Below are 22,653 nucleotides of genomic sequence, written 5' to 3'. Positions count from 1 at the left end.
GTAGGTGCGTGGATTGAAATAAGTAGAGCGGACTGGATCATAGGTCACCTCCGAATCGCACCTCACGTAGGTGCGTGGATTGAAATGTCCCAAGTGACGCGGGCGCTGCATGTGACGATATCGCACCTCACGTAGGTGCGTGGATTGAAATATACGGCACATACGTCGTGGGTAGTACCATTCCTATCGCACCTCACGTAGGTGCGTGGATTGAAATAAAAACGCAGAGTACGTAGGCCGCGTCGAGACCGATCGCACCTCACGTAGGTGCGTGGATTGAAATTCGTATGAAGTCGGGGACGAGGAAATCATGCGGCATCGCACCTCACGTAGGTGCGTGGATTGAAATAAGGAGCAGGTGCAACTCGACGGGCAGGTCAACGATCGCACCTCACGTAGGTGCGTGGATTGAAATATCGGTTACACCCTCTCGATTTCGATTTTGCTTGCATCGCACCTCACGTAGGTGCGTGGATTGAAATTCTCTCGCACTCTCGGCCATGAATTCGGCCTCCATCGCACCTCACGTAGGTGCGTGGATTGAAATTTCGTGAAGCGCGTCGACGTGAAAAAACTCGATATCGCACCTCATGTAGGTGCGTAGATTGCAGTACGGTAACACCGAACGAATTCGTCACGAACAACAGCATCGCGCCTCGTGTAGTTGCGTGGATTGAAATAACGCTCGTCCTTCTTCTATGGAGGTGTCAACGTATCGCACTCCACATGAATGCGTGGATTGAAAAGTCATAATTGATATCATAAGCATTGACATTTCTGAGTGGTTTACATTGTTGTAACAAAGAAATGGACGAACCTCGGAGGAGGTTCGTCCATTTAATGTACATTAATTTCATATTTGTTTAGTTTGCGTGTTTCAATTCTTTGTCTATATTTTCTTGTTTGGAATCAATGTTCCGAACATCAACTCGTTTCACGAAGAACGCGAGGATAAGCGCCAAAATGTTCATTCCAAGTGCCACGTAGAACGAATACTGAATCCCTGACAGTAACGCTTGTTGCGTCAACGCACCCATCGCACTCTCGGTGAGTGTCGCTGGGTCGACGCCGGTCATGAGCGACTCGGCCTCTGTCTTCGTGACCGAGTTCATGATTGTGACGAGGACTGCCGTCCCGATCGCACCGGATACTTGTTGGGCCGTGTTGTTGATGGCCGTTCCGTGCGGGTTGAGGCTCGTCGGCAACTGGTTGAGACCGTTAGTCATGATCGGCATCATGACCATCGACATCCCGAACATGCGAAGCGTGTATGTCGTCACGATGTACGTGTACGTCGAATCGAGTTGGACGTTGGCGAGCATGTACGTTGAGATCGCGGTAATCGTGAGACCTGTGATCGAGAGTAACTTCGGTCCGAACTTATCGAACAGTTTCCCTGTGATCGGTGACATGATCCCCATGATGATCGCACCCGGTAACAACATGAGCCCAGAGTCGAGCGGCGAGATGTCACGGACACTCTGTACGTAGGCCGGTGTCAAAATCATTCCGGAGAACATGGCGACGGCGTTGACAATCGCGATGATTGAGGCGAGCGCGAACATCGGGTATTTGTATGCCCGTAAGTCGAGGAGCGGTTTCTCCATGTTGAGCTGACGGATGACGAAGGCGATCAACGCGACGAACCCGACAATCATCGTCGTCAAGACGATTGGGTTATCCCAGCCATCTGAACTCGCTGAGCTGACACCGTACAAGACGCCACCGAACCCGAGCGTTGATAAGACGAGTGACAAGTAATCGAGCGATTGCTTTTTATTTTGGACCATGACGTTCTCGGCTTTCCAGATGGCGAGACCGAGACCGATGATGGCGAGCGGGAGAATCATCTCGAACAAGACGCGCCAGTCATAGTATTCGACGATGTAGCCCGAGAGTGTCGGACCGATTGCTGGTGCTGAAATCATGACGAGACCGAAAATCCCCATCGCCGTTCCGCGTTTTTCACGCGGGAAACTGACGAGCATGACGTTCATCAAGAGCGGTCCCATCGTCGACGCCCCGACCGCTTGAATCATCCGACCGGCGAGTAAGACACCGAAGTTCGGAGAGAAAGCGGCGATGGCCGTCCCGAGAGCGAAAATCGCCATCGACGTGATGAAGAGCCCGCGGTTCGAGAACCGGGTGATCAAGTAGGCCGATGCTGGGACGAGCACGCCTGTGACGAGCATAAATCCTGTCGCGAGCCATTGGACGGTCGAGTAGTCAGCAATCTCCAAATCGACCATGATCGATGGGAGCGCGACGTTAAGTAAAGAGTTGTTGAGGAAGGCGATGAACGCCCCGACAAAGAGGACCGCGAGCATGAGATACGGCGGTTTCTTTTGGAATTCTGGTTTCATACGAGTTGCTCCTTTATGTTCTGAATAGTTATATACTAGTAAGTGTCGATGTAGTGATTTTATACCCGCCGTACAAATAAATCAACCATTTTGTACTGTCGGTTCAAAATGGTATACTTAAGCCAGAAACCAGACAGAACGGAGCAATCAATATATGAAGGATAAGAAACGAAAAGTTGCTGACGTCGCCATGGCTTTGTTCATTGAGAACGGAGTGCAGCAGACGTCGGTCCAAGAAATCATCGAACGGGCCAACATCTCAAAAGGCACGTTCTATAACTACTTCGCCTCGAAGACGGACTGTGTCGCCAACATTCTCGAGAACTTGCGCTATGACGCTGGACAACGCCGGATTGAGATGCAGATGGGACGTGACAAGCGCGACAAGGACGTCTTTATCGAGCAGATTTCGATTCTCATTCAATTGAACGAGGAGCGGAACCTCCACGCCTTGTTCGAGTCGATTATGTCAGCGAATGAGCCTGAATTGAAAAAGCTCGTCTTACAACACCGCGTCTATGAGATCGAGTGGCTCGCCATGCGCCTGACGGAAATTATCGGGGAGGAGATTCGCCCGTATTCGGTCGAGTTGACAGTACTCTTCAACGGGATGTTGCAACATATCCTGTTCACACTCCGCATCACGAACACGGCCTACTCGATTCAGCGATTGATTCGTAATTTGTACGCCTACGTCGAGTTGATGGCGGCGCGTATGGTCGACACCGGAGAACATATCTTGAACCCGGTCACTGTCGATCAAATGCGGGGGACGACGGATAAGAATCTCGTCACGAAAGATGAGTTGATTGGGATGGCGGCGCGCATCCATGAGCACGTGAAGATGACCGAGGAACAAGCCGATTTATTCGAAGCAATCACGTACGAGCTCCATCAAGACCGGCTCCGGAAAATCGTCCTTGAACAGTTGCTGAAACCGTTCCAACGTTTGTTCAAAGGTGAGACGGGAGAGACGGAAGTTCAAAAGTTCACGAACCTCGTTTGGTTATACACGCGGACACACTAACGACAAAAAGTGATTTTATCCGTTAATATAGAAGAAACACGGTACGAAAATAAATCTCAAAATATTCCACGAAAAAGAATTGATTCCTACAAATTCGTGCGCTACAATCAAATTACCGAAAGCGCTTTCGGGAAGAGGAGACTGACATGGGTACGATTTATGATTTAGCAAAAAAAACGGGCTTTTCGATTACGACCGTCTCTAAAGCGTTGAATAACTATAAAGACGTCAGCGAAAAGACGAGAGCCAAAATATTACAAGCTGCCGCTGAGATGGATTATTTGCCAAACGCACACGCACAGTCGTTATCGACAAAGAAGTCATGGGCGATCGGCGTCATGTTCTCGGAGGCGAACGAAGTCGGAATGAAGCATCCGTTCTTCAATGGCATCATTGAAAGTTTCCGTCACGCCACTGAGGAACACGGATATGATTTGATCTTCGCCTCGCGTAACCTCCGCAACCGCGACATGAGTTACCTCGAGCACTTCAAACACCGAGCGGTCGACGGCATTGTCGTCATTTGCTCGGACCGAATGGATGAACAAGTACAAGAACTCATGCAAAGCGATATCCCGATCGTCGTGGTCGATATGGACAGCGCTAACTGTAGCGTCGTCTATTCCGACAACTCGGAAGGTGCCCGCATGGCTGTGAACTACTTGTATGAGTTAGGCCATCGCGCCATCGCACATATCGCCGGCGATTCGTCGATTGACGCTGGGGCGGCCCGGGTCAAGGGGTATGAGCTTGCCATGCACGCGCTCGATTTACCGATTCAACCAGGATACTTGGTGAACGCCGGGTTCTTCTCGGTCGAGGAAGGCAAACAAGCGATGGAGCAGCTATTGCAACTCCCATCTCCGCCGACTGCCGTCTTCGTCGCAGGTGACCAAATGGCCATCGGCGCGATCGAAGCCGTTCATAAACATGGCCTCCGGGTGCCAGAAGACATCTCGATCATCGGTTACGACGATATCGAGATGATCAAGTACATCACTCCGAAGCTGACAACGATTCGTCAAGATACGGACGAAATCGGGGAAGCGGCGGCCGAGCTGTTGATTGAACAGATGACGGCCAAAGAACGACGCACGGAACGACGCGTCATCCCAGTCCGCTTGATTGAACGGGCGTCATGCGCACCGATTAAAAAGTAAAGAAGTCACGATGATGTTTCGAAGTCGCTTTGTTCGCTTCAGCGGAATGGAGAGGAGAGAGCGATTTCGAAAATCATTTACCTCGAACCGAAACCGCTTTCGATGAATTATTACCTCTTCTTGAAAACGCTTTCTAAAAACTACTTATAAAGGACGGTTCACTCATGCGAAAAAATTAGTTAGCTTACTCTCGATCGGAGCACTATCAGTCGGCGTCTTAGGCGCGTGCTCAAACGACGAAGGATCTTCAGAAGCGACAGGCGGCAAAGACGACGTACTTAAAGTTTGGTCGTTCACGGACGAGCTTAAAGAGCCAATCAAAACATACGAAGAGAAGAACGGCCTTAAGGTTGAATTGACAATCGTTCCAATCGCGAACTATCCGACAAAACTTAAGCCGGCACTTGAAAGCGGCGTTGGGGCACCGGACGTCTTCACAGGAGAAATCGCGTTCCTCAAGCAATGGGTTGACGAAGGATACTGGGAAAACCTTTCAGACGAGCCTTATAACGTCGACGATATCTCAGACGATTACATCCCTTACGTCTTCGACCTCGGGAAAGATAAAGATGGCAACGTGCGCGCGCTTTCGTGGCAAACGACACCAGGTGGCGTCTACTACAAACGTAGCTTAGCGAAAGAAGTGCTCGGTACGGACGATCCGGCTGAAATCGGCAACATGATGAGCTCGATGGACGGCGTCTTCGAAGTTGCAGAGAAGATGAAGCAAAAAGGCTACAAAATGTTCCCGGACGAAGGCGCGATTCGTTGGTTCTCACAAGGCGCGAACCCAGAAGCATGGGTAAACGACAAGAACGAACTCGTCTTGACAGAAGACAAGATCAACTACATGGACTACGCGAAGGAGCTTCGTGAGAAACAATACATGGCACTCGCTCCAGAATGGTCACCATCTTGGTTCGAAGGGATGTCGAAGCCGATCAAAGTTAAAGAAGGCGGCAAAGAGACAGAGACACAAGTCTTCTCTTACGTCCTCCCGACATGGGGTCTTCACAGCGTCTTGAAAGACAGCGCGAAATGGTACGCAGGCGTCATCGCGGACCAGAAAGCCAAACACGCGGATAGCGTCGAGGCGTAAGCTGGATCCATCCCTGCCGCTACAGGGGTGGATTTTTTGTGTGGAACCGATTCAAGCGGGGAACGTATGAAGTATGGAGAGGAGGACGGATGATGGCGTCACACCATAGAACGGATCAAGAGCGGGAACAGGGTAAGACGACCACGCTTATGATGATGTCGTTGCTGTGCTGGTTCATGTACGGTTTGCTCTATGGGTTTGTCTATTCGAATGTCCTCATGATCTTTATTGTGTTGTTCTCTTCTTTTTTAGGCGTGAGAGGACTGATGGAACGGGACAAACGGATTGAACGGGAACGGGAAATTTGTGATCTCGGTGTGGAGATTGATTCGGAAGAAGGGGAGATGTTGATGAAACGTGAATATGCGACGTACGAAGTTACAGGCTATGACGACAAAGGAAAAATCAAGTTCATTCACTTGAAGGAAGGCGAGTTCGTCTTGCCGGTCGAGATCAAAGGCGACGACTTGACGAAAATCAAGAAGATGATGGAACTCAATCCAGGCGTGACGGTTATCATCCATGCGGCCGTCGATCAGAAACGGATGCGTCTCTTGGAAATTGACGGATATTCGTTGCGGAAGGAAGAAAAGTAATGGCAATCACGAAACTGATGTCGCGCGACGAAACGATTGATGTGACGATCGAGAGCTATGCGTATGCCTATCCTGACGCCGATGACATCCATGATGCGGCGTGGCATCGGAATTGGGTCGGGCTCCATACGCCGGACCATCGCATCACGTTCGATGACATCATGCTCGACAGTTTGCTCGTCGCACACTACATACCGGTATTCGAGTCGTTCGTTGCCGGTGACATGCAACAAGTTGAGTTCGAACCGACAGAACCGTATATCCGCTTGACGGTGACGAGACGGGACGCGGATGGGGACGAAGTGGACGTGCGAGGCCATCTGGAGCACCCGCTCGGGGACGAGGTGGAAGAACTTGATATTAACTTTGAAACCTCTGTAGCGAACGTGGAACGCTTCCTAAAAGGCTTGCGGGACATCGCAGCTGAATTTCCGATCCGGGAACGTGAGAGTGATTTGTAATAAGATGAAACAGATGAAAAAAACGCCGTGACAGTAAGTGTCATGGCGTTACGAATCGAGTTGTGATTTATTGGCCCGGTACTTGCCTAACGAGTAGGCGGCACATAGAAGAAAAATCATATGTAGCCCGATGCCGATCAACATCGCATACGGGACGATGGATTTGAACCCAAGCCCGAAGGTGAGCGCTGCACTCGATAAGATCATGAAGCTAGGGGTGTAGTTTTTCATATCCAGTTACTCCTTATCTATTTGTTAGTAACTATCTTAGGTAGAAGAAGAGAAATCAAGAGTAGGGCCACCGATAGCCCGTAAGCTATAGACAAGATAGTTCTCGTGTCTTCTCTTGATAACTGAAATCCGACAATCATAGCCATCGCTAGAGCGAACGTAGGCAAAATAGCGATAGCAAACGCGATCCATTGCATATTTTTTCTTGTCATAGAGATCTTTCCTCATTTCTAAGTCGTGGCGACTGAGCGGACAATGTTTGAGGACCATCCACATTATTACTTGTTTCCCTAAATATAACAGCCCTTCTCATCGCTGAGAAGGGCTGTCGTTTTTTGCTTAGGCTGACGCTTTGTCTGCGTCTTCTTGTGCTTTCAACTCTTCACCATACGACACGCGGTCTTGCATGCGGACGAACGGGAGGTAGACGGCTACGGCCATGGCAATCGTTGCAATCTGCAAGAGCGCTGCACGCCATCCGCCGATTAAGAAACCGGAGATTACTGGTGGTGTCGTCCATGGCACTTGAAGCGCGTTGAACGGGTCGACCCAGCCCCAAAGGATTGGGAAGTACACCATGAACGATGCGATGGCAGGAACGATGACGAACGGTACGAACATGATCGGGTTGAACACAATCGGCATCCCGAAGATGACCGGCTCGTTGATGTTGAAGAGACTTGGTGCAAGCGAGAGCTTACCGAGTTGCTTCAAGTGAGCCGAGCGGGCGACGATGAGTGTTGCGATAATGAACCCGATTGTGATGCCTGATCCACCGAGCTTCGTGAACACGTCGAGGAACTGGATTGTAACGATTTTCGCGTTCTCACCGGCAAGGAGTGTTTCACCCGCATCGAGGAGTGCTTGGTTTTGAAGCGCGTTAGCTGTAAGGAGTGGTCCCTTAATCCCCATGAGGATGGCAGCACCGTGAATTCCACACCACCACATGACTGACATGAGCACCACGATGATGACGGCTCCGGCAAGTGTGTCTGTCAAGTTTTGAAGTGGTGCTTGAAGCACGTCATAGACGACTTCTGTGAACGTACGCTCGGCAATTGCTTTCATCTTTTCGACTAACATACTTGTTGACATACCTGCTGCGCAGAAGAGTCCGATTTTCATCATTTTTGATCCATTCCTTTCAATTGGTTGATTTCGTTTTGCATGTTCATCATATAGCCGAGCATCTCTTTTACGAGGATCGTGTTCATTAAGTGGTCTTGCGCGTGCACCATGAGGACTCCGACCGTAGCCGTTTTCCCTTGTGCCTCGAGTGTGACGAATTTCGTCTGGATGGCGTGTGCTTCTTTTAATGTCGCGTCACCAGCTTTGACCGCTTCAGCCGCTTCTTCTGCTTTGCCTTCTTGCATCAACAGCATCGCATGATGGTAGCTTGCTTTCGCGTCGCCTAAAAGGGCGATTAAACCGAAGATATCTTTGGGAGTAATTTCAATTGTTTCAGAAACCATATTATCTCTCCTTTTTGTATGGATAACCAAAATTCATAGTTACAAATTATAAAAAGATGATAGTGCACGATACCGCTTACATGTAAACCCTTTCTTTTGCCCGAAATGCGAACATAAAAAAACGCACACGAGAACAATCTCTCGAGCGCGTTTAGGACTTGATGTTTGAGACTTTGAGCATCTTCACATGGCGGAAATGATGTGTCGAGCGCGATACGTCGAAGATTTGACCGTTTGTCAAATAGACGGTGTTGTCGACGAGGAGGGCCGGATCGTTTTCGTTCAACCCGAGTAGTTTGGCATCTTCTGCGTTCAAAAAGTCGGCGTAAATGACACGATCGGCGAAACCAATGGCGAGTTTTTGGTCGTTGCGGAAGTAGTTGTAAATCGACTTCTCAGTGATGTTCCGATCGAGATAGACGACAAGGTCTTTCCGGAAATACGAATCCTCGACCGAGAACGGATGGTCATCGACGAGACGAAGGCGTTTGACGTAATAGACGGGTGTGCCGATATCACACTTCATCCGCTCGGCCACTTCATCGTTCGCTGTCGTCAATTCGAAATCTAGGACGCACGTCTCGACTTTCCGTCCACTGAAGTCACTCGTGAGACCTTGCAACTTCTCGAGGTTCACATAATCGCTCATATAATGGTCACGGACGAAGACACCGCTGCCTTGCACTTGATAGACGTAGCCTTTATTGACAAGAATCTCGATCGCTTTTCGGATCGTGTTGCGGCTGACGCCGTATTTCGTGGCGTATTCTTCCTCGGTGAGGAGCTTGTTCGTATGTTGATAGACGTGATTCATAATATCCGTCTCAATCTGTTCAGCGACTTGTTTATACTTTGGGGACATCAGGGTCTGCACCTTTCACATGAAAATTTGTAGGTATGAATACGCTATCAGTATATCAGAAATTATATATGGGTGGAGGACAATCCTTCGGCAATTGTTGAAAAACGTCGAACGATTGTAAAGAGAATCCTAAAAATAGGCGAAACAAATTGGAAAGGTATTTCGTATAGAAAAGGAGAAGAGTGAGGAGGAGAAGGTCATGGCACAATCAGTTCGAATGGAACGGGAACGAGAATGGAAGCAACGACACACACGCATCGGCTACGTCTTATTAACGATCGTCACTCTGGCGTTCGTTTTCATGTTCATTGGACAGGCGACGTGGATTGCCGTACCGCTCGGGCTTGTCGGCATCGCGCTGTTCGTTTCAGACGTGGCGAAATATCGGATGAGGCGTTCGTTTTTGGTCGAGTCCGCCGCCCAAAAGCTACTCCGTTGGCAGTTGGTGTACGACATCGTCAATACGAGCGTGCTTGTCATCATGGTCGGTGGTCTATTGATTTTTAGTCGCGACAACATCTATTGGGCGTTCGCGGTCGTCATCTGGGGAATCATGAGCGAGGTCGTATCGCGCCGCTTGAACCGGGCTTTAAAAGCGCATGACCCGATGTTACGCGCCCTCGAGCTGGAGGAAGCACGATGAAGGAACGGATCGAACAGGAACGGGCGTGGTTTCGTTCATTCCAACAACTCATCTTTGGGATCATCGGTGTCTTGTTGACTGTCGTCTTTCCAGTTATATCATGGACGGGTCATCTGTTTTGGGGAATTGTCTATATCGGACTAGCGCTCGTCCCCGTCAATGTTATGTACATGCGAAGGTCCCGGATGCGGCAAGCATTGAATCCACCATTGGCGCATCGCTATCGCCAGCAACTATGGAGTGACTGTTTCAATACGATCGCCTTCTTTATCGCTTTGAATGGTCGTGAGTTGTTTGAGTCGAACGAATGGTACATCGTTGGGGTTGTTGTCATTGGAGTGGCTGGATGGATGACGATACGAATCGAAAAGCGGATGAAAGAAGAGGATGTGTGGCTTCCTACATATGAACAGCTTAAGGGGTGAGCGGATGAAGTATTCTATTCAACAAGAAGTCCAATCGATTAAACGAATTCAACGCTTTGGGGGCGCGGTCCTGGGCACCTACATTCTATTAATGATTATTGCGCTTCTATTCGAAAAGATGTTATTGATTCCTCTAATGTGGACCGTCGCTGTGTTCCTTACTTTCATAGGGCATAAACAATACCGTCTCCTTCGCCATGTCTCGACGCACCCAAAAAGCTTACAGTGGCTAAAGGTCGAATATGCGGATACGTGGATTAGCGCGCTGTTGATGGGCACGTTTATGACGGCGTTATTAACAATGGAGTCGCTTGGAATTGTGATTGGATTTCTATTTGGGATTTGGGGGTTAACTGCAAATCATCGGAAACGATTCATTGAACGTCAGTTGAAAAAGCATGATCCTCATGCACCGACGTATGAAGAATTGATCGAAAGGATGAGTTGAATGGAACTATCACCACAATCAAAGCAACAGATTGATACGATTCTTCGATTTGAGAAGTGGACGAGTTGGGGCTTCGGCATCCTGGTCGTTTCTGCGGTCGTTGGGATGTTAATTTACGCATCGTACTGGGACATGCCCGAGTCATTTATCCTTGTGCTCTTAGTGTCGGTTTTCGCTCTGATGATTAGCATCGAAACGACTCGATTTCTCATGTGGCGTCGGTTCGTGAAAAATGGACAGGCACGGAAACTGCTTACGCTCCGGTATACGATTTATTTGATTGGGGTTAGCGCAATCGGATACTACGGGATTGTCGTATTCTATGAGACGCCACAACCGCAATCATTTCAGGCGTTCTTGTTGTCGCAAGCCTTTTTCTGGGGAGCTGCCTTTTTCGGGAAGTGGCTCGATCGCATCATCCAAAAGCATGACGGCCATTATTTGACGGGGGAGGATTTAAAACTGATTCGGGAAGCGCGCGACATCGAGAAGGAGCAAGGTCATGGATAAACGAAGCCAAATGCGTGAATTGACGGCGTTCGACCAGAGAAAGCATTCCACACAAGTGTTTTTGTCAGCGGTGTTGGCCGCACTTCTATTTTTCTCATTAAAGTATAATTGGCTCTCACCAATGACAGTCATATTTCTCAGCATCGCAGTGGGTCTTCCCGATTTTCGCAAGATGTGGCAACGCGAGAATATTAAAAAACAATTTTTGAAGTCGGATGCAGCAAAGCGGCTCATCCATCTTAACTCCATCTTCGGGCTCGTGACACTACCACTCTTCCTATTATGGGTTTATGCATTGCTCACGGATTTGATTACACTCCAAACGTTCGCTTTGATTGGGCTAGGAGCATACGTGCTCGCCATTCTTGAGCATCGTCTTTATGAGCGTCATATGACTCAACTCGACGAGCACTACGTCACGGAAGCCGAATTGCGAGAAGAACAAAAGTGGGGGAGCGCTTAGGCGCTTCCTCTTATATGTTAAGGAGGATAATGATGAATCGGAAAGTATGGATCATTTCAGGTCCGGCTGGTGTCGGGAAGTCGACGACGGCGAGATGGCTCGCTCAAAGCATGGAGAAGAGTGCATACGTGTCGGGGGATGACATCAGTCATATGGCAGTCTCTAGTCGTGAAAGGCCATGGGAATCGGAGCGGGCAAACGATTTGGTTTGGAAGAATATCGTCGCGTTGACCGAAAATTTTCTTGAGGCAGGGTATGACGTCGTCGTGGACTGGGTCGCCTTTTGGCAAGACGTGAAGCGTTACACGGCTCACTGGATTGAACAAGGTGTCGAAGTGCGCTACGTCATCTTATGGGCGGAGCAAGACGTTCACGTCCAACGTGATCAACACCGGCCGAGCGATGCGCAGATGGGGGAGCGGGTCATCATATTGCGGAACGAGTTTCTAAGCTCGGGTGCACCGGACCGTTACTATTTAGACAACACGGTCGGTGAGTTGAGAGAGATGATTCAACAGCTTCAAGAAAGCGAACAATTCGTGCTGACAGATTTGCAACAAAGTGGAGCCAGTACATGAGGATTGCGACGTTCAACCTCTGGAACAATCCGACATTATGGTCGAAACGGATCGATTCCATCTGTACCACAGTGAAGATGATTGACGCCGATGTGCTGGCGCTTCAAGAAGTCAAAACGCATGTGGAAGGGGAGCAAGGCATCAGTGTAGCCGAGCAGATCGCCAACGAAACGGGCTATCCGTTTTGCGTGTTTCTCGCCTATCCGGATTCACCCGATGAAGGGCTCGCTGTCTTAAGTCATATTCCGCTCGAGACGAATGATGCGATTTGGCACCACGAGGTAGAAGAAGCGAACTACTGTGCGATGCGGGTGACGTTTCAAGCAGGAGGTCACGCGTTCGGATTGACGAACGTCCATCTGAATTGGCGGCCGCCGGTCATTCGGGAAGCGCAAGTGCGAGCGATTCGCGAGTGGATCGGTGGGGGAGAACGTTACGAGTTGCTATGTGGTGACTTCAATGACAATCCGCAGTCGGAAATCTATCGTGATTTGACCGCACATCGTTGGATCGATGTCGCCACATGTCATCGTGGTGGGGATGAGCCGACGCTGGATTATGGACACAATCCGTATTTGAAGCAGGATTCTTTGCAGAAACAACCGGCACGCTACGATTGGATGTTATTGCGTCACGACGAAGGGAACGTCCCCTTTATCTCGAACGTGGACGTGTTTGGAAAGACGTCCGTTACGAACGCCGACGTGTTTCCGAGTGATCACTATGGAGTCTTACTCGACATCGACATCTCTTAAAAAAGGGGGAACGCTTAGGCGCTCCCCTTTTTTCATTTAAACGTACGGATGACGAAGTAGAGACAGATGAGGAACGGGATCAAGAACATACTTCCGATCCACTCGCCTTGACCAAACAGGAGCCAGGCGAAGAGCTGAAAGGACAAGACGCCGCCGGCAGCAAGTCCAGCAAAACGATACGCTTTCGGGCGAAGCGACGGGTCATCCCACCATTCTTTAAAGAATGGGAAGCTGAACAAGAGCGCGAGCGCCAAGAAAAAGGCGGCCGGAAACACAAGAAAATCCCCAACTTCACTCTGTCCTTCGATTTGCAGCCATTTGGATGCGGTCGATAAGATGATACCGATGACGAGAAAGACGATATTCATAGCCATTCCTCCACTCCATCTAATAGATACTTCCATCATGCCCGAACGAGCTCGCCGGGACAAGCCTGTTCAAAAAAGTAGCTTTTTAGTGAAAGTGGTGACTTTTACATGAACAGTAAAAAAGTATCGGATTTTGTTGTGGCATAAACACTTTCGGATTCAATCGAGACCGGCTAGCATGAAAGGGTATCTGGAGAAACGGCCAGCTATGAAGGGAAAAGCGCCAGAACTCTTCGGAGTTGACGAGGTTGGGGGTTATCGAGTTTTCGGCGGATGCCTCCTAGTCGCCTGTCACGACTAAAAGTGTTCTTTTAAAACGTTCGGGTGACCGGACGGACAATGAGGAACACGTTGACAGCACTCTAAAAAGCCCGTTTCCTTTTTCGAGAAATCGAATCGATGAGGAGAATTGTTATGTGTGGAATTGTAGGAATGATTGGTCAAGTCGGAACGAAAGAGATTTTATTAAAAGGGTTGGAGAAGCTCGAGTATCGGGGCTACGACTCAGCCGGAATCGCGCTCGTCGGTGATGATGTCCATGTATTCAAAGAAGTCGGTCGCATCGCCGCACTTCGTGACATCATACCGGTCGAAACGGAAGGCGCCATCGGCATTGGCCACACACGTTGGGCGACACACGGCGTGCCGAGCGTCCCGAACGCCCACCCGCACCACAGCACGACGGGCCGCTTCACGCTCGTCCACAACGGTGTCATCGAGAACGACGAGCAGATCAAGGCGACGCTCGACGTCCCGTTCCTCTCGGAGACGGACACGGAAGTCATCGTCCAGTTGATGGAGAAGAACTTCGTCGTGCTAAATGACGTTGAGGCGGCGTTCCGCAAGACGTTGGCTGAGCTCCACGGCTCATACGCGATCGCGATGATCGACTCAGAGGATCAAGAGCGCCTCTACATCGGCAAAAACAAGTCACCACTCCTCGTCGGACTCGGCGACGGCACGTTCAACGTCGTGGCGTCTGACGCGATGGCGATGCTCCAAGTGACGGACCAGTACCTCGAGCTCCACGACGGCGAGATCGTCATCTTGACGCGCGAATCGGCGACGATCAAGACACTCGACGGCGAGGTCCTCGAACGTGCCCCGTACACGGCCGAGATCGATGCGTCAGACATCGAGAAAGGAACGTACGCGCACTACATGTTGAAAGAGATGGACGAGCAACCGGCCGTCATCCGCAACATCATCCAGCACTACCAGAACGACGCCGGTGACATCGAGCTCACGGAAGGCGTGCGCTCGCTCGTCTCGGAAGCGGACCGCATCTACATCGTCGCCTGTGGCACGAGCTATAACGCTGGGCTCGTCGGAAAAGACATCCTTGAGCGGATTGCCGGCATCCCGACCGAGGTCCACGTCTCGTCAGAGTTCGGCTACAATATGCCGCTCTTAAGTTCACGTCCGCTGTTCGTCTTCTTGTCACAGTCTGGGGAGACGGCCGACAGCCGGGCCGTTCTCGTCGAAGTGAAGAAGCGCGGCTACAAGGCGCTCACGATGACGAACGTACCAGGGTCGACCCTCTCACGTGAAGCGAACGAGACGATGCTTCTTCACGCCGGCCCGGAAATCGCGGTCGCGTCGACGAAAGCATACACGGCTCAAATCGCCGTGCTCGCCATCCTCGCCTATGATATCGCCCGCGCAAACGGGAAAGAGTTGCCGTTCGAGTTGATGCCGGAACTCGCGCGTGTCGCGACGATCATGGACTCGATCATGTCGCAAAAAGAGCTGTTTGAAGATTTGTCGGACCGTTACTTGAAGACGACGCCGAACACGTTCTTCATCGGACGTGGCCTCGATGCGTCGGTCTGTCTCGAAGGCGCGCTCAAAGTAAAAGAAATCTCGTATATCCAAGCAGAAGGCTACCCGGGCGGAGAACTCAAACACGGGTCGATCGCTTTGATTGAAGACGGCACACCGGTCATCGCGCTCATCTCGCAACCGAAGACGAACTTGAACATCCGCGGCAATGTCAAAGAAGTCGTCGCCCGTGGTGCGAACGCGTGTATCATCTCGATGCAAGGCGTCGAGCACGAGAACGATGAGTTCATCTTGCCGCACGTCGAACCGATTCTCGCCCCGCTCATCACGGTGTTACCGGTTCAACTCATGGCGTATTATGCCGCGCTCGCACGTGGCTGTGACGTCGATAAGCCGCGTAACTTGGCGAAATCAGTGACGGTTGAATAATCAATCTATCATCAAAGCACTTCTCTAAACAGAGGGGTGCTTTTTACTGCTTGCCGATATCTTTGCCAACAAGCAAAATAGTAGGTGAAGTAAGCGGTTGCATCGTATGGTTAGATAAAGATAAGCGATGAAAGAAGGTCTGACATGAACGTATATATTGCCTGTCCATGCGGGTTCGTCACGAGCGCGATGGCGGCGAAGCTGTTTGCCGAAGCGTGTTCGGGAAAATTGTCGTGTGTGATTCAACACGGCACGTATCGAAACATCCCGGAAGACGTGGATTGGATTATCTATCAAGCCGGGACTGCGACAATCGATCATCCGACCGCGCACGTTCACTCGGTCAGACACATGTTATCGCTCACGGAATATCGACAACTCGTCGAGGAATGGGTGAATGCATATGAAACATGAGTGGAGCGCCCGAGAGCGCTCGATTTTACTACATCTATTGGCAACGGAGACGTCGACACCGCTCGCGGAAATCGCGCAAGCGGTCAATTTGTCTGAGCGGACGATTCAACGGGAGCGTCAACTGCTCGAAGGCATCCTGCGCGAATTCGAGTTGGAACTCGCTTGGCAGCGTGGGCACGGCCTCAGTCTCATCGGCCGTTCCGATGCGAAGCAACAGCTGCGCGAAGACTTGATTTTGTCGGCCGAGGCGATTCCGACGGCCGAAGACCGCATCTTCGAGCTCGCTTGGCGGCTCCTGTTTGAAAAAGACACGCTCAAGCTGCAGGCGGTCGCGAAACAGATGCACGTCTCACCGAGTACGCTCACACAAGACCTCGAGAAACTCGATCGTTGGTTCGACGAGTATCACCTCGAAGTCGAACGGAAGAAAGGGGTCGGGGCCCGAGTGCTCGGCCTTGAAGCCGAGAAGCGGAAGCTGATGATCAATGCGCTACTCGCCCATTGGGACACGCTCGCGTTCTATCGCTTCGTGCGCGGGGAGGATGATTACATCCCGACCTTTTTGAAGACCGTCCCGTGTGACATTATGCTCGAGGCGCTTCGTGACGGCTATGACTATTTGAAGGAACATCCGTATGAGCGGATGGATGACCGGACGATTATGCGTGTGACGTTCGCTTATGGGGTGCAACAAGCCCGTCTGGACGCCGGCTTCTTCTTAGAGATGTATACGAAAGGACGTTCCGACGACTATTTGAAAGTCGCACACGATATGGAGACGGCACTCGGGACGCCGTTCTCGATGGCGGAACGGGTCTGGTTCGCCGAGGAAGCGAACCGGCTCCGGTCGTTGAAAGAACAGATGAAAGAAGATGAAGAAGAGCGCTGGGTCATGCAGATTCGCGTGCATAAGCTCATCCATCACGTCTCGCTCATCCACGGATTCGCCTTCACGGACGATGCCGCGCTCGAGAAAGGGCTCCTCGCTCACATCCTATCGAGCATGAATACCCAGGCGCTTCCCGATACGGACACGGTCCGTCCGCACATCGACCGTGACTATCCACATTTGCGTTCGGCCATTCAACAGGCGGCCGATATTGTCTTCGGGACGAACACGTTCACAGAAGAAGAGACCGTGTTTTGGGCGATGCATTTCGCCGCCGCGCTCGTCAAACCGGTCCGGCGTCGGGAATATCGGGCTCTTGTCGTCTGTTCGGCCGGTCTCGGATCCTCGAAGATGCTCGTCAACCGGGTCAAACAAGAGTTTCCGGAGATGCAGGACGTCGTCAACTCATCATTGTTCGGTCTTGAGCAGCATCGACTCGACGATTATGATGTGATCTTGTCGACCGTGCCGTTGCCGCCGTTGTCGGTACCGACGCTCATCGTCAACCCGCTGTTGACGAACGAAGAAGTACAGCGCGTCCGCCACTTGCTGTTGTCGCTCCCACAGTCGTTCCAGACGAAAGAGAAGAGCCATTCGACGATGCTCGACTTCAACGAGCTGGGTGCACTCGTCGAGACGTTCGAACGAATGGACCGGCAGTTCGATCTCGTCACGCTCGATAATAGTGACCGACTCGAAGACATCTTGCTCGATATTGGGACGCATCTAGAAGAACGTGGACTCGTCCAAAGCGGTATCCAGTTATCAGCCCAACTGCTCCGGCGTCATGAAGTGGCGGGGCTCGGGATTCCGGGCACGAAACTGGCCTTGTTCCATGGGCGTCACGCCTCGATTGAACGGGCGAGTGTATTCGCTTTCGACTTGAATCAATCGATCCCGCTCCTCATGATGGACCAATCGACCGAGCCGGTATCGCGTCTGCTTGTCCTGCTCGCACCCGAAGAGGCGGAGGACGTCGAACTCCAGTTCCTTAGTGCGGTCAGTGGATCATTGATTGAGAGTGAGCAACATATGAACTTATACAGTAACGGTTCAAAGAAAGAACTGCGTCTCTTGCTTCATGAATGTATGAAGAAAATGATTCAAGACACGCTGCACGAGAAATGACCCGCCGTGGTCATTTTTTTATTTGGCATAGAATGTTGCCAAAGTATGAACTGAATTGAATTGAGAAAGCGCTTACTCTGGGACTACAATACGAGTGTAGAGCACAAACCGGTTAGCTATACTACAACAATCTACCTTTCACAATAATCGACTGGAGGTTTTATACATGGCGAATGCGCAAGCTGGCTCGGGCGGGGTTCGAGTCAAAGTACAACGGTTCGGGAGTTTCCTGAGCGGGATGGTCATGCCAAACATCGGCGCCTTCATCGCCTGGGGGATTATCACCGCCCTCTTCATTCCAACGGGCTGGTGGTCGAATGAAAAATTAGCAGAACTCGTTGGTCCGACAATCACGTATCTGTTACCGCTCTTAATCGGATTCACCGGCGGTAAGTTGATTCATGACGTACGAGGCGGAGTCGTCGGGGTACTCGCCACGATGGGGGTCATCGTCGGGACGGACATTCCGATGTTCCTCGGTGCGATGATCATGGGTCCACTCGGTGGATATGTCATTAAACAATTTGACCGCCTCATCGAAGGCAAGGTCAAGGCTGGATTCGAAATGCTCGTCAACAACTTCTCGGTCGGTATCATCGGTGGTCTTCTTATGATCGGTGGCTTCGAGGTGTTCGGTCCAATCATGAGCGGCCTTGATAAAGTCATGGCAGCCGGTGTCGACTGGATCGTCGGTGCGAAACTGTTACCAATCGCCAGTCTATTCATCGAGCCAGCGAAAATCTTGTTCTTGAACAATGCCATCAACCACGGGATTTTGAGCCCGCTCGGTGTCGATCAAGTGGCGGACGCCGGGAAATCGGTCTTGTTCTTACTTGAAGCAAACCCGGGACCAGGTCTTGGTTTACTGCTCGCTTACATGGTGTTCGCTAAAGGTGCGGCCAAACGCACGGCACCAGGGGCGGCAATCATTCACTTCCTCGGTGGGATTCACGAAATTTACTTCCCATACGTCTTGATGAAACCGATCTTGATCCTTGCGATGATCGCAGGGGGTGCAACAGGGGTCTTCACATTCGTCTTGTTCGATGTCGGTCTCGTCGCACCAGCGTCACCAGGTAGTATCTTCGCGATACTCGCGATGGCTTCACGCGGTTCGTACCTCGGACTTGTGACAGGAATCCTGTTGTCGGCAGCGGTCACGTTCGCCGTGGCAAGCGTCATCTTGAAATCGAGCGCGGCAGAAGAAGTGTCACTTGAAGAAGCGACACAAAACGTCAGCGCGATGAAAGGCAAACAGTCGTATGCGTCAGCTCTCGTTCACGACCGTCTCGACAAAGTCGATCACATCATCTTCGCTTGTGACGCAGGGATGGGTTCGAGCGCGATGGGCGCCTCGGTGCTTCGCAATAAAGTGAATAAAGCGAACTTGCCGATTCGAGTCACGAACACATCGATTAGCCAGTTGCCGAAAGACGCCCAATTCGTCATCACCCATGAGGATTTGACGGACCGGGCCGAGGCACAAGTGCCGGATGCGATTCACCGTTCGGTCACGAATTTCTTGAACGCCGACTATTACGATCAATTGATTGAAGAAATTAAAGCAGAACGCAGCAAAATCTCATAACACAAGTAGACAGAGACAAGGGTTAAGGTATAGGAGGAACTAAAATGCCATTCATTCAGACAGAGATGATTCGACTCAACCAATCGTTCAACACGTCGGCTGAAGCGATTGACGCAGCTGGTCAAGTGTTAGAAGCAGCCGGATGCGTATCTCCGGCTTACGTCAAAGCGATGCACGAACGTCAAGCGCTCTCGAGCGTGTATATCGGGAACCAAGTCGCGATTCCGCACGGGACCGAGGAAGCGAAATCCGCCGTTCAAAAGACGGGGATTTCCATCCTCCAAGTGCCGGCCGGCGTCGATTTCGGTGGCCAAACGGCGAAACTCGTCATCGGGATTGCCGGTGTGGATGACGAACATTTGGAGCTCCTGTCCCAAATCGCAGTCATCTGTTCAGATGAGGATAATGTCGAACGTCTTGTACAGGCGAAGACGAAAGAAGAGATTTTGTCGCTATTCATGGAAGAGGTGGCGTAATGAAAGCCGTACATTTTGGGGCAGGGAACATCGGACGTGGATTTATCGGATTGTTGCTCAATCAGAGCGGCTACGAGGTCACGTTCGTCGATATTAACGATACCGTCATCCAGGCGTTAGAAGACAAACGGTTCTATGAAGTCGGATTTGCCGAAGAAGGCGTCGACAACGTCGTCGTCGATCGGGTCCGCGGCGTCAACAGTTTGACCGACCCGGAACGCGTCATCGCCCTCATCGCCGAGGCCGATCTCATCACGACCGCGGTCGGACCGACGCTGTTGCCGAAAGTCGCGCCACTCATCAGCGAAGGACTTCGTGAACGCGAGACGTCGGCACCAGTTTATGTGATTGCTTGTGAGAACATGATTGGCGGTAGCGCATCGCTCCACCAAGCCATCGAGACATCAGGCGGTGTCGAGACAGCGAACGTCTCGTTCCCGAACGCAGCCGTCGACCGGATCGTTCCGCTGCAGCAACACGCAGATCCGCTATTCGTCGAGGTCGAGACGTTTTACGAGTGGGTCATTGAGACGAAAGGATTGGCCGAGCGGCCCCCACTTCAAGGTGTGACATGGGTCGACGAGATTGGGCCATACATCGAACGGAAGCTGTTCACGGTCAACACGGGTCACGCCATTGCGTCATACATCGGTTCCTTGTTCGGGAAAGCGACGATTGACGAGGCGCTGAAAGATCGCCGTGTCCGTCAAGTCGTCCAAGGCGCGTTGTATGAGACTGGTTGGCTCCTCCTTGAGAAGTACGGGTTCGAGGCGAAAGAACATAGCCAATACATTCAAAAGATCATCAAACGATTCGAGAATCCGAAGTTAAAAGATGAAGTCTCACGCGTCGCCCGCTCACCGATCCGTAAGCTCGGACCGAGTGATCGGCTCGTCAAACCAGCCCGCGAACTCATCGATAACGGCATCGAACCGAATGAACTGGCCTACGGGATTGCAGCTGCTTTAACTTATTACAACCCTGAGGATTCAGAATCTTCTGAACTTAACTTATCCATTGAAGAAGACGGTATCGTGTCGACGGTCGAAAAATACCTTCAATTGCATGAAGACGATACACTGACAAAACTGATTCTCGAACAATATCATTTGATTCGTGAACAAGAAAAAGCACGTGTGTCTTAAAGTAAGGCCTCTCCTAATAATGATATGCTCCCCAATAGGTAGACAGATGAAATAACAAATCTGTTTATTCTATTGGGGAGTGTTTTTATGGCGAGAAGTCGGCATTCGATTGAACAAAAGCTGAGTGCACTACAGATGATGAAGGAAGAGATATATACGTGGAAGGAAATCATGGAGGCCCATGATGTCTCTAGAGATACCCTTCAGTTGTGGAAAGTGAAATTCGAGACCGATGGAATCGATGCGTTGAAGGAATCGAAGACATGGAGACCGTACACCAAGGAACAGAAGATCGCGGCCGTCCGTGACTATCTCGGTGGTCTCACTAAACTGGAAACCCTCTCCAAACATCAAATCAGTAACTGGTCTGTTCTTCACAAGTAGATTAAGAAGTATACTGGTCATAGCGTATTAACAGATTCGAGAAAAGGGATGGATCGAGCTATGGCAAAAGGGAGAAAGACAACATTCGAGGAACGCATGGAGATCGTCAGGTATTGTCTGGACAATGGACGGAACTATCAACGGACGGCCGAGAAATTCGCCGTGTCGTACCAACAGGTCTATGGTTGGACGAAAAAATATGACGCCGACGGCGTGCACGGGCTCGAGGACCGGCGCGGACGGACGAAGCAAGAAGAGGAACTGACCAACGAGGAGAAGCTCGAACGTCGCATCCAACAGATCGAGCGGGAGAACGAGCGCCTGCGGGCCGAGAACCTGATGAGCCGAGAATTCAGCGCGTCCCGACCGGACGAGAAGTGGTGCACCGACGTCACCGAGTTCAAATATGGCGCCGGAAGGAAGGCCTATCTGAGCGCAATCATCGACCTCTATGACGGCTCGATCGTCGCCTATCGCATCGGGAAATCCAACAACAACGCGCTCGTCTTCCAGACGATGATCCCAGCCATCGCGGGGCTCCGTTCAGGAGCGATTCCGATGATCCATAGCGACCGAGGATTCCAATGTACCTCCAGAGGGTTCAAACGCATGGTAGAAGACGCGGGGCTGACCCACAGCATGTCCCGGGTCGGACGTTGTCTCGACAACGCCCCAATCGAGGGTTTTTGGGGTACCCTGAAAGTCGAGATGTACTACCTGCGTGAGTTCCAGGCCTACAGCGAACTCACATCAGCCATCGAGACCTACATATTGTTCTACAACCATGATCGTTTCCAGAAACGACTAAACGGCTTGAGCCCTGTCGAATACAGGGCCCAAGCCGCCTAATTTGGTTTTCATTATTTGCCCTGTCTACTTGACGGGGAGCAGTTCATAAACAGGAGAGGCCTTTTTTAGCAAAATAAATCAAAACGGAAAAACGTCCGTTTGGTAAAG

The 22,653-nt window shown here is 51.0% G+C and carries 24 protein-coding genes, 1 pseudogene and 1 CRISPR repeat array (1 of these 26 cut by a window edge); of the genes and pseudogenes, 19 read left to right on the top strand and 6 right to left on the bottom strand.

What is annotated here, in order from left to right; all coding sequences use genetic code 11:
• Window positions 1–680: direct repeats of the CRISPR family, unit length 32 nt; unit sequence ATCGCACCTCACGTAGGTGCGTGGATTGAAAT (it extends 3,901 nt beyond the left edge of the window).
• 183 nt (window positions 681–863) lie between these two features.
• Window positions 864–2,363 carry an MDR family MFS transporter gene (locus KNP85_RS13485; RefSeq protein ID WP_214803494.1) on the bottom strand — a complete coding sequence of 500 codons (1,500 nt, stop codon included), beginning with the start codon at window positions 2,361–2,363 and terminating at the stop codon, window positions 864–866.
• Window positions 2,364–2,517: 154 nt separating this feature from the next.
• Here KNP85_RS13485 and KNP85_RS13480 point away from each other — a divergent pair, with 154 nt between their 5' ends.
• The 5 genes from KNP85_RS13480 to KNP85_RS13460 all read left to right on the top strand — a co-directional run bounded on the left by KNP85_RS13480 (window position 2,518) and on the right by KNP85_RS13460 (window position 6,706).
• Window positions 2,518–3,390, top strand: a complete 873-nt coding sequence (locus KNP85_RS13480; protein ID WP_131472853.1) for a TetR/AcrR family transcriptional regulator — start codon at window positions 2,518–2,520, stop codon at window positions 3,388–3,390.
• A 146-nt stretch (window positions 3,391–3,536) separates the two neighbouring features.
• Window positions 3,537–4,550, top strand: coding sequence for a LacI family DNA-binding transcriptional regulator (locus KNP85_RS13475; RefSeq protein WP_214756890.1), 1,014 nt, complete (start codon window positions 3,537–3,539; stop codon window positions 4,548–4,550).
• A 193-nt stretch (window positions 4,551–4,743) separates the two neighbouring features.
• Complete coding sequence (locus KNP85_RS13470) at window positions 4,744–5,649, top strand: ABC transporter substrate-binding protein (RefSeq protein WP_353048943.1); 906 nt, start codon at window positions 4,744–4,746, stop codon at window positions 5,647–5,649.
• Window positions 5,650–5,741: 92 nt separating this feature from the next.
• Window positions 5,742–6,245: a hypothetical protein gene (locus KNP85_RS13465; RefSeq protein WP_214803491.1), complete on the top strand. Its 504-nt coding sequence runs from the start codon at window positions 5,742–5,744 to the stop codon at window positions 6,243–6,245.
• Window positions 6,245–6,706, top strand: a complete 462-nt coding sequence (locus tag KNP85_RS13460; protein WP_211779992.1) for a WapI family immunity protein — start codon at window positions 6,245–6,247, stop codon at window positions 6,704–6,706. Before KNP85_RS13465 ends, KNP85_RS13460 begins: the two co-directional genes overlap by 1 nt.
• Window positions 6,707–6,754: 48 nt before the next feature.
• Here the strand turns inward: KNP85_RS13460 and KNP85_RS13455 are convergent, their stop codons facing one another.
• The 4 genes from KNP85_RS13455 to KNP85_RS13440 all read right to left on the bottom strand — a co-directional run bounded on the left by KNP85_RS13455 (window position 6,755) and on the right by KNP85_RS13440 (window position 9,271).
• Complete coding sequence (locus tag KNP85_RS13455) at window positions 6,755–6,937, bottom strand: hypothetical protein (protein ID WP_211779991.1); 183 nt, start codon at window positions 6,935–6,937, stop codon at window positions 6,755–6,757.
• Window positions 6,938–7,276: 339 nt separating this feature from the next.
• Complete coding sequence (locus KNP85_RS13450; protein ID WP_214803488.1) at window positions 7,277–8,065, bottom strand: PTS transporter subunit EIIC; 789 nt, start codon at window positions 8,063–8,065, stop codon at window positions 7,277–7,279.
• The gene (locus KNP85_RS13445) at window positions 8,062–8,409 is read right to left on the bottom strand and encodes a PTS lactose/cellobiose transporter subunit IIA (RefSeq protein WP_214803485.1); all 348 of its coding nucleotides are present in this window, start codon (window positions 8,407–8,409) and stop codon (window positions 8,062–8,064) included. Before KNP85_RS13445 ends, KNP85_RS13450 begins: the two co-directional genes overlap by 4 nt.
• 151 nt (window positions 8,410–8,560) lie before the next feature.
• Window positions 8,561–9,271 carry a GntR family transcriptional regulator gene (locus KNP85_RS13440; RefSeq protein ID WP_214803480.1) on the bottom strand — a complete coding sequence of 237 codons (711 nt, stop codon included), beginning with the start codon at window positions 9,269–9,271 and terminating at the stop codon, window positions 8,561–8,563.
• Window positions 9,272–9,470: 199 nt separating this feature from the next.
• Here KNP85_RS13440 and KNP85_RS13435 point away from each other — a divergent pair, with 199 nt between their 5' ends.
• The 7 genes from KNP85_RS13435 to KNP85_RS13405 are packed head-to-tail and all read left to right on the top strand — an operon-like array spanning window position 9,471 to window position 13,093.
• A complete protein-coding gene (locus KNP85_RS13435; protein ID WP_214803477.1) occupies window positions 9,471–9,914 on the top strand; it encodes a hypothetical protein in 444 nt (147 codons plus the stop codon).
• Window positions 9,911–10,339: a hypothetical protein gene (locus KNP85_RS13430; RefSeq protein WP_214803474.1), complete on the top strand. Its 429-nt coding sequence runs from the start codon at window positions 9,911–9,913 to the stop codon at window positions 10,337–10,339. The genes KNP85_RS13435 and KNP85_RS13430 overlap by 4 nt, the downstream gene beginning before the upstream one ends.
• A 4-nt stretch (window positions 10,340–10,343) precedes the next feature.
• Window positions 10,344–10,787 (top strand): hypothetical protein, encoded by a 444-nt coding sequence (locus tag KNP85_RS13425; RefSeq protein ID WP_214803472.1) that lies wholly within the window; start codon window positions 10,344–10,346, stop codon window positions 10,785–10,787.
• Entirely contained in the window at window positions 10,788–11,297 is a 510-nt protein-coding gene (locus KNP85_RS13420) for a hypothetical protein (RefSeq protein ID WP_214803468.1), read from the top strand.
• Window positions 11,290–11,760 carry a hypothetical protein gene (locus tag KNP85_RS13415; protein ID WP_214803466.1) on the top strand — a complete coding sequence of 157 codons (471 nt, stop codon included), beginning with the start codon at window positions 11,290–11,292 and terminating at the stop codon, window positions 11,758–11,760. The genes KNP85_RS13420 and KNP85_RS13415 overlap by 8 nt, the downstream gene beginning before the upstream one ends.
• 32 nt (window positions 11,761–11,792) lie before the next feature.
• A complete protein-coding gene (locus KNP85_RS13410; protein ID WP_251136300.1) occupies window positions 11,793–12,338 on the top strand; it encodes a P-loop nucleotide/nucleoside kinase family protein in 546 nt (181 codons plus the stop codon).
• Window positions 12,335–13,093, top strand: coding sequence for an endonuclease/exonuclease/phosphatase family protein (locus KNP85_RS13405; protein WP_214803460.1), 759 nt, complete (start codon window positions 12,335–12,337; stop codon window positions 13,091–13,093). Before KNP85_RS13410 ends, KNP85_RS13405 begins: the two co-directional genes overlap by 4 nt.
• Before the next feature lie 32 nt (window positions 13,094–13,125).
• On the opposite strand, the gene KNP85_RS13400 is transcribed toward KNP85_RS13405, so the two are convergent.
• Complete coding sequence (locus KNP85_RS13400) at window positions 13,126–13,461, bottom strand: hypothetical protein (protein ID WP_021065292.1); 336 nt, start codon at window positions 13,459–13,461, stop codon at window positions 13,126–13,128.
• 414 nt (window positions 13,462–13,875) lie between these two features.
• On the opposite strand from KNP85_RS13400, the gene glmS reads away from it, so the two are divergent.
• The 7 genes and pseudogenes from glmS (at window position 13,876) to KNP85_RS13365 (ending at window position 22,545) form a co-directional block, all read left to right on the top strand.
• A complete protein-coding gene (glmS, locus tag KNP85_RS13395) occupies window positions 13,876–15,672 on the top strand; it encodes a glutamine--fructose-6-phosphate transaminase (isomerizing) (protein ID WP_214803455.1) in 1,797 nt (598 codons plus the stop codon).
• A 144-nt stretch (window positions 15,673–15,816) separates the two neighbouring features.
• Window positions 15,817–16,086: a PTS sugar transporter subunit IIB gene (locus KNP85_RS13390; protein ID WP_214803452.1), complete on the top strand. Its 270-nt coding sequence runs from the start codon at window positions 15,817–15,819 to the stop codon at window positions 16,084–16,086.
• The gene (locus tag KNP85_RS13385) at window positions 16,076–18,103 is read left to right on the top strand and encodes a BglG family transcription antiterminator (RefSeq protein WP_214803449.1); all 2,028 of its coding nucleotides are present in this window, start codon (window positions 16,076–16,078) and stop codon (window positions 18,101–18,103) included. The genes KNP85_RS13390 and KNP85_RS13385 overlap by 11 nt, the downstream gene beginning before the upstream one ends.
• Before the next feature lie 166 nt (window positions 18,104–18,269).
• Complete coding sequence (locus KNP85_RS13380) at window positions 18,270–19,691, top strand: PTS mannitol transporter subunit IIBC (protein ID WP_214803446.1); 1,422 nt, start codon at window positions 18,270–18,272, stop codon at window positions 19,689–19,691.
• A 44-nt stretch (window positions 19,692–19,735) separates the two neighbouring features.
• Window positions 19,736–20,167, top strand: a complete 432-nt coding sequence (locus tag KNP85_RS13375; RefSeq protein WP_214803443.1) for a PTS mannitol transporter subunit IIA — start codon at window positions 19,736–19,738, stop codon at window positions 20,165–20,167.
• Complete coding sequence (locus KNP85_RS13370; protein WP_214803440.1) at window positions 20,167–21,312, top strand: mannitol-1-phosphate 5-dehydrogenase; 1,146 nt, start codon at window positions 20,167–20,169, stop codon at window positions 21,310–21,312. The genes KNP85_RS13375 and KNP85_RS13370 overlap by 1 nt, the downstream gene beginning before the upstream one ends.
• A gap of 87 nt (window positions 21,313–21,399) precedes the next feature.
• Window positions 21,400–22,545: pseudogene (locus tag KNP85_RS13365) on the top strand (IS3 family transposase).
• Window positions 22,546–22,653 lie beyond the last annotated feature (108 nt).

Source organism: Exiguobacterium sp. s194 (assembly GCF_018618275.1).
GTDB classification, from domain to species: domain Bacteria; phylum Bacillota; class Bacilli; order Exiguobacteriales; family Exiguobacteriaceae; genus Exiguobacterium; species Exiguobacterium chiriqhucha.
The sequence above is the reverse complement of the archived record's forward strand: the minus strand, read 5'-3'. Positions and strand labels throughout refer to the sequence as shown.

Coding starts and splice junctions, on each gene's coding strand:
- KNP85_RS13485 (WP_214803494.1), bottom strand. CDS start 2,363: ATGAAACCAGAATTCCAAAAGAAACCGCCGTATCTCATGCTCGCGGTC.
- KNP85_RS13480 (WP_131472853.1), top strand. CDS start 2,518: ATGAAGGATAAGAAACGAAAAGTTGCTGACGTCGCCATGGCTTTGTTC.
- KNP85_RS13475 (WP_214756890.1), top strand. CDS start 3,537: ATGGGTACGATTTATGATTTAGCAAAAAAAACGGGCTTTTCGATTACG.
- KNP85_RS13465 (WP_214803491.1), top strand. CDS start 5,742: ATGGCGTCACACCATAGAACGGATCAAGAGCGGGAACAGGGTAAGACG.
- KNP85_RS13460 (WP_211779992.1), top strand. CDS start 6,245: ATGGCAATCACGAAACTGATGTCGCGCGACGAAACGATTGATGTGACG.
- KNP85_RS13455 (WP_211779991.1), bottom strand. CDS start 6,937: ATGAAAAACTACACCCCTAGCTTCATGATCTTATCGAGTGCAGCGCTC.
- KNP85_RS13450 (WP_214803488.1), bottom strand. CDS start 8,065: ATGATGAAAATCGGACTCTTCTGCGCAGCAGGTATGTCAACAAGTATG.
- KNP85_RS13445 (WP_214803485.1), bottom strand. CDS start 8,409: ATGGTTTCTGAAACAATTGAAATTACTCCCAAAGATATCTTCGGTTTA.
- KNP85_RS13440 (WP_214803480.1), bottom strand. CDS start 9,271: ATGTCCCCAAAGTATAAACAAGTCGCTGAACAGATTGAGACGGATATT.
- KNP85_RS13435 (WP_214803477.1), top strand. CDS start 9,471: ATGGCACAATCAGTTCGAATGGAACGGGAACGAGAATGGAAGCAACGA.
- KNP85_RS13430 (WP_214803474.1), top strand. CDS start 9,911: ATGAAGGAACGGATCGAACAGGAACGGGCGTGGTTTCGTTCATTCCAA.
- KNP85_RS13425 (WP_214803472.1), top strand. CDS start 10,344: ATGAAGTATTCTATTCAACAAGAAGTCCAATCGATTAAACGAATTCAA.
- KNP85_RS13420 (WP_214803468.1), top strand. CDS start 10,788: ATGGAACTATCACCACAATCAAAGCAACAGATTGATACGATTCTTCGA.
- KNP85_RS13415 (WP_214803466.1), top strand. CDS start 11,290: ATGGATAAACGAAGCCAAATGCGTGAATTGACGGCGTTCGACCAGAGA.
- KNP85_RS13410 (WP_251136300.1), top strand. CDS start 11,793: ATGAATCGGAAAGTATGGATCATTTCAGGTCCGGCTGGTGTCGGGAAG.
- KNP85_RS13405 (WP_214803460.1), top strand. CDS start 12,335: ATGAGGATTGCGACGTTCAACCTCTGGAACAATCCGACATTATGGTCG.
- KNP85_RS13400 (WP_021065292.1), bottom strand. CDS start 13,461: ATGAATATCGTCTTTCTCGTCATCGGTATCATCTTATCGACCGCATCC.
- glmS (WP_214803455.1), top strand. CDS start 13,876: ATGTGTGGAATTGTAGGAATGATTGGTCAAGTCGGAACGAAAGAGATT.
- KNP85_RS13390 (WP_214803452.1), top strand. CDS start 15,817: ATGAACGTATATATTGCCTGTCCATGCGGGTTCGTCACGAGCGCGATG.
- KNP85_RS13385 (WP_214803449.1), top strand. CDS start 16,076: ATGAAACATGAGTGGAGCGCCCGAGAGCGCTCGATTTTACTACATCTA.
- KNP85_RS13380 (WP_214803446.1), top strand. CDS start 18,270: ATGGCGAATGCGCAAGCTGGCTCGGGCGGGGTTCGAGTCAAAGTACAA.
- KNP85_RS13375 (WP_214803443.1), top strand. CDS start 19,736: ATGCCATTCATTCAGACAGAGATGATTCGACTCAACCAATCGTTCAAC.
- KNP85_RS13370 (WP_214803440.1), top strand. CDS start 20,167: ATGAAAGCCGTACATTTTGGGGCAGGGAACATCGGACGTGGATTTATC.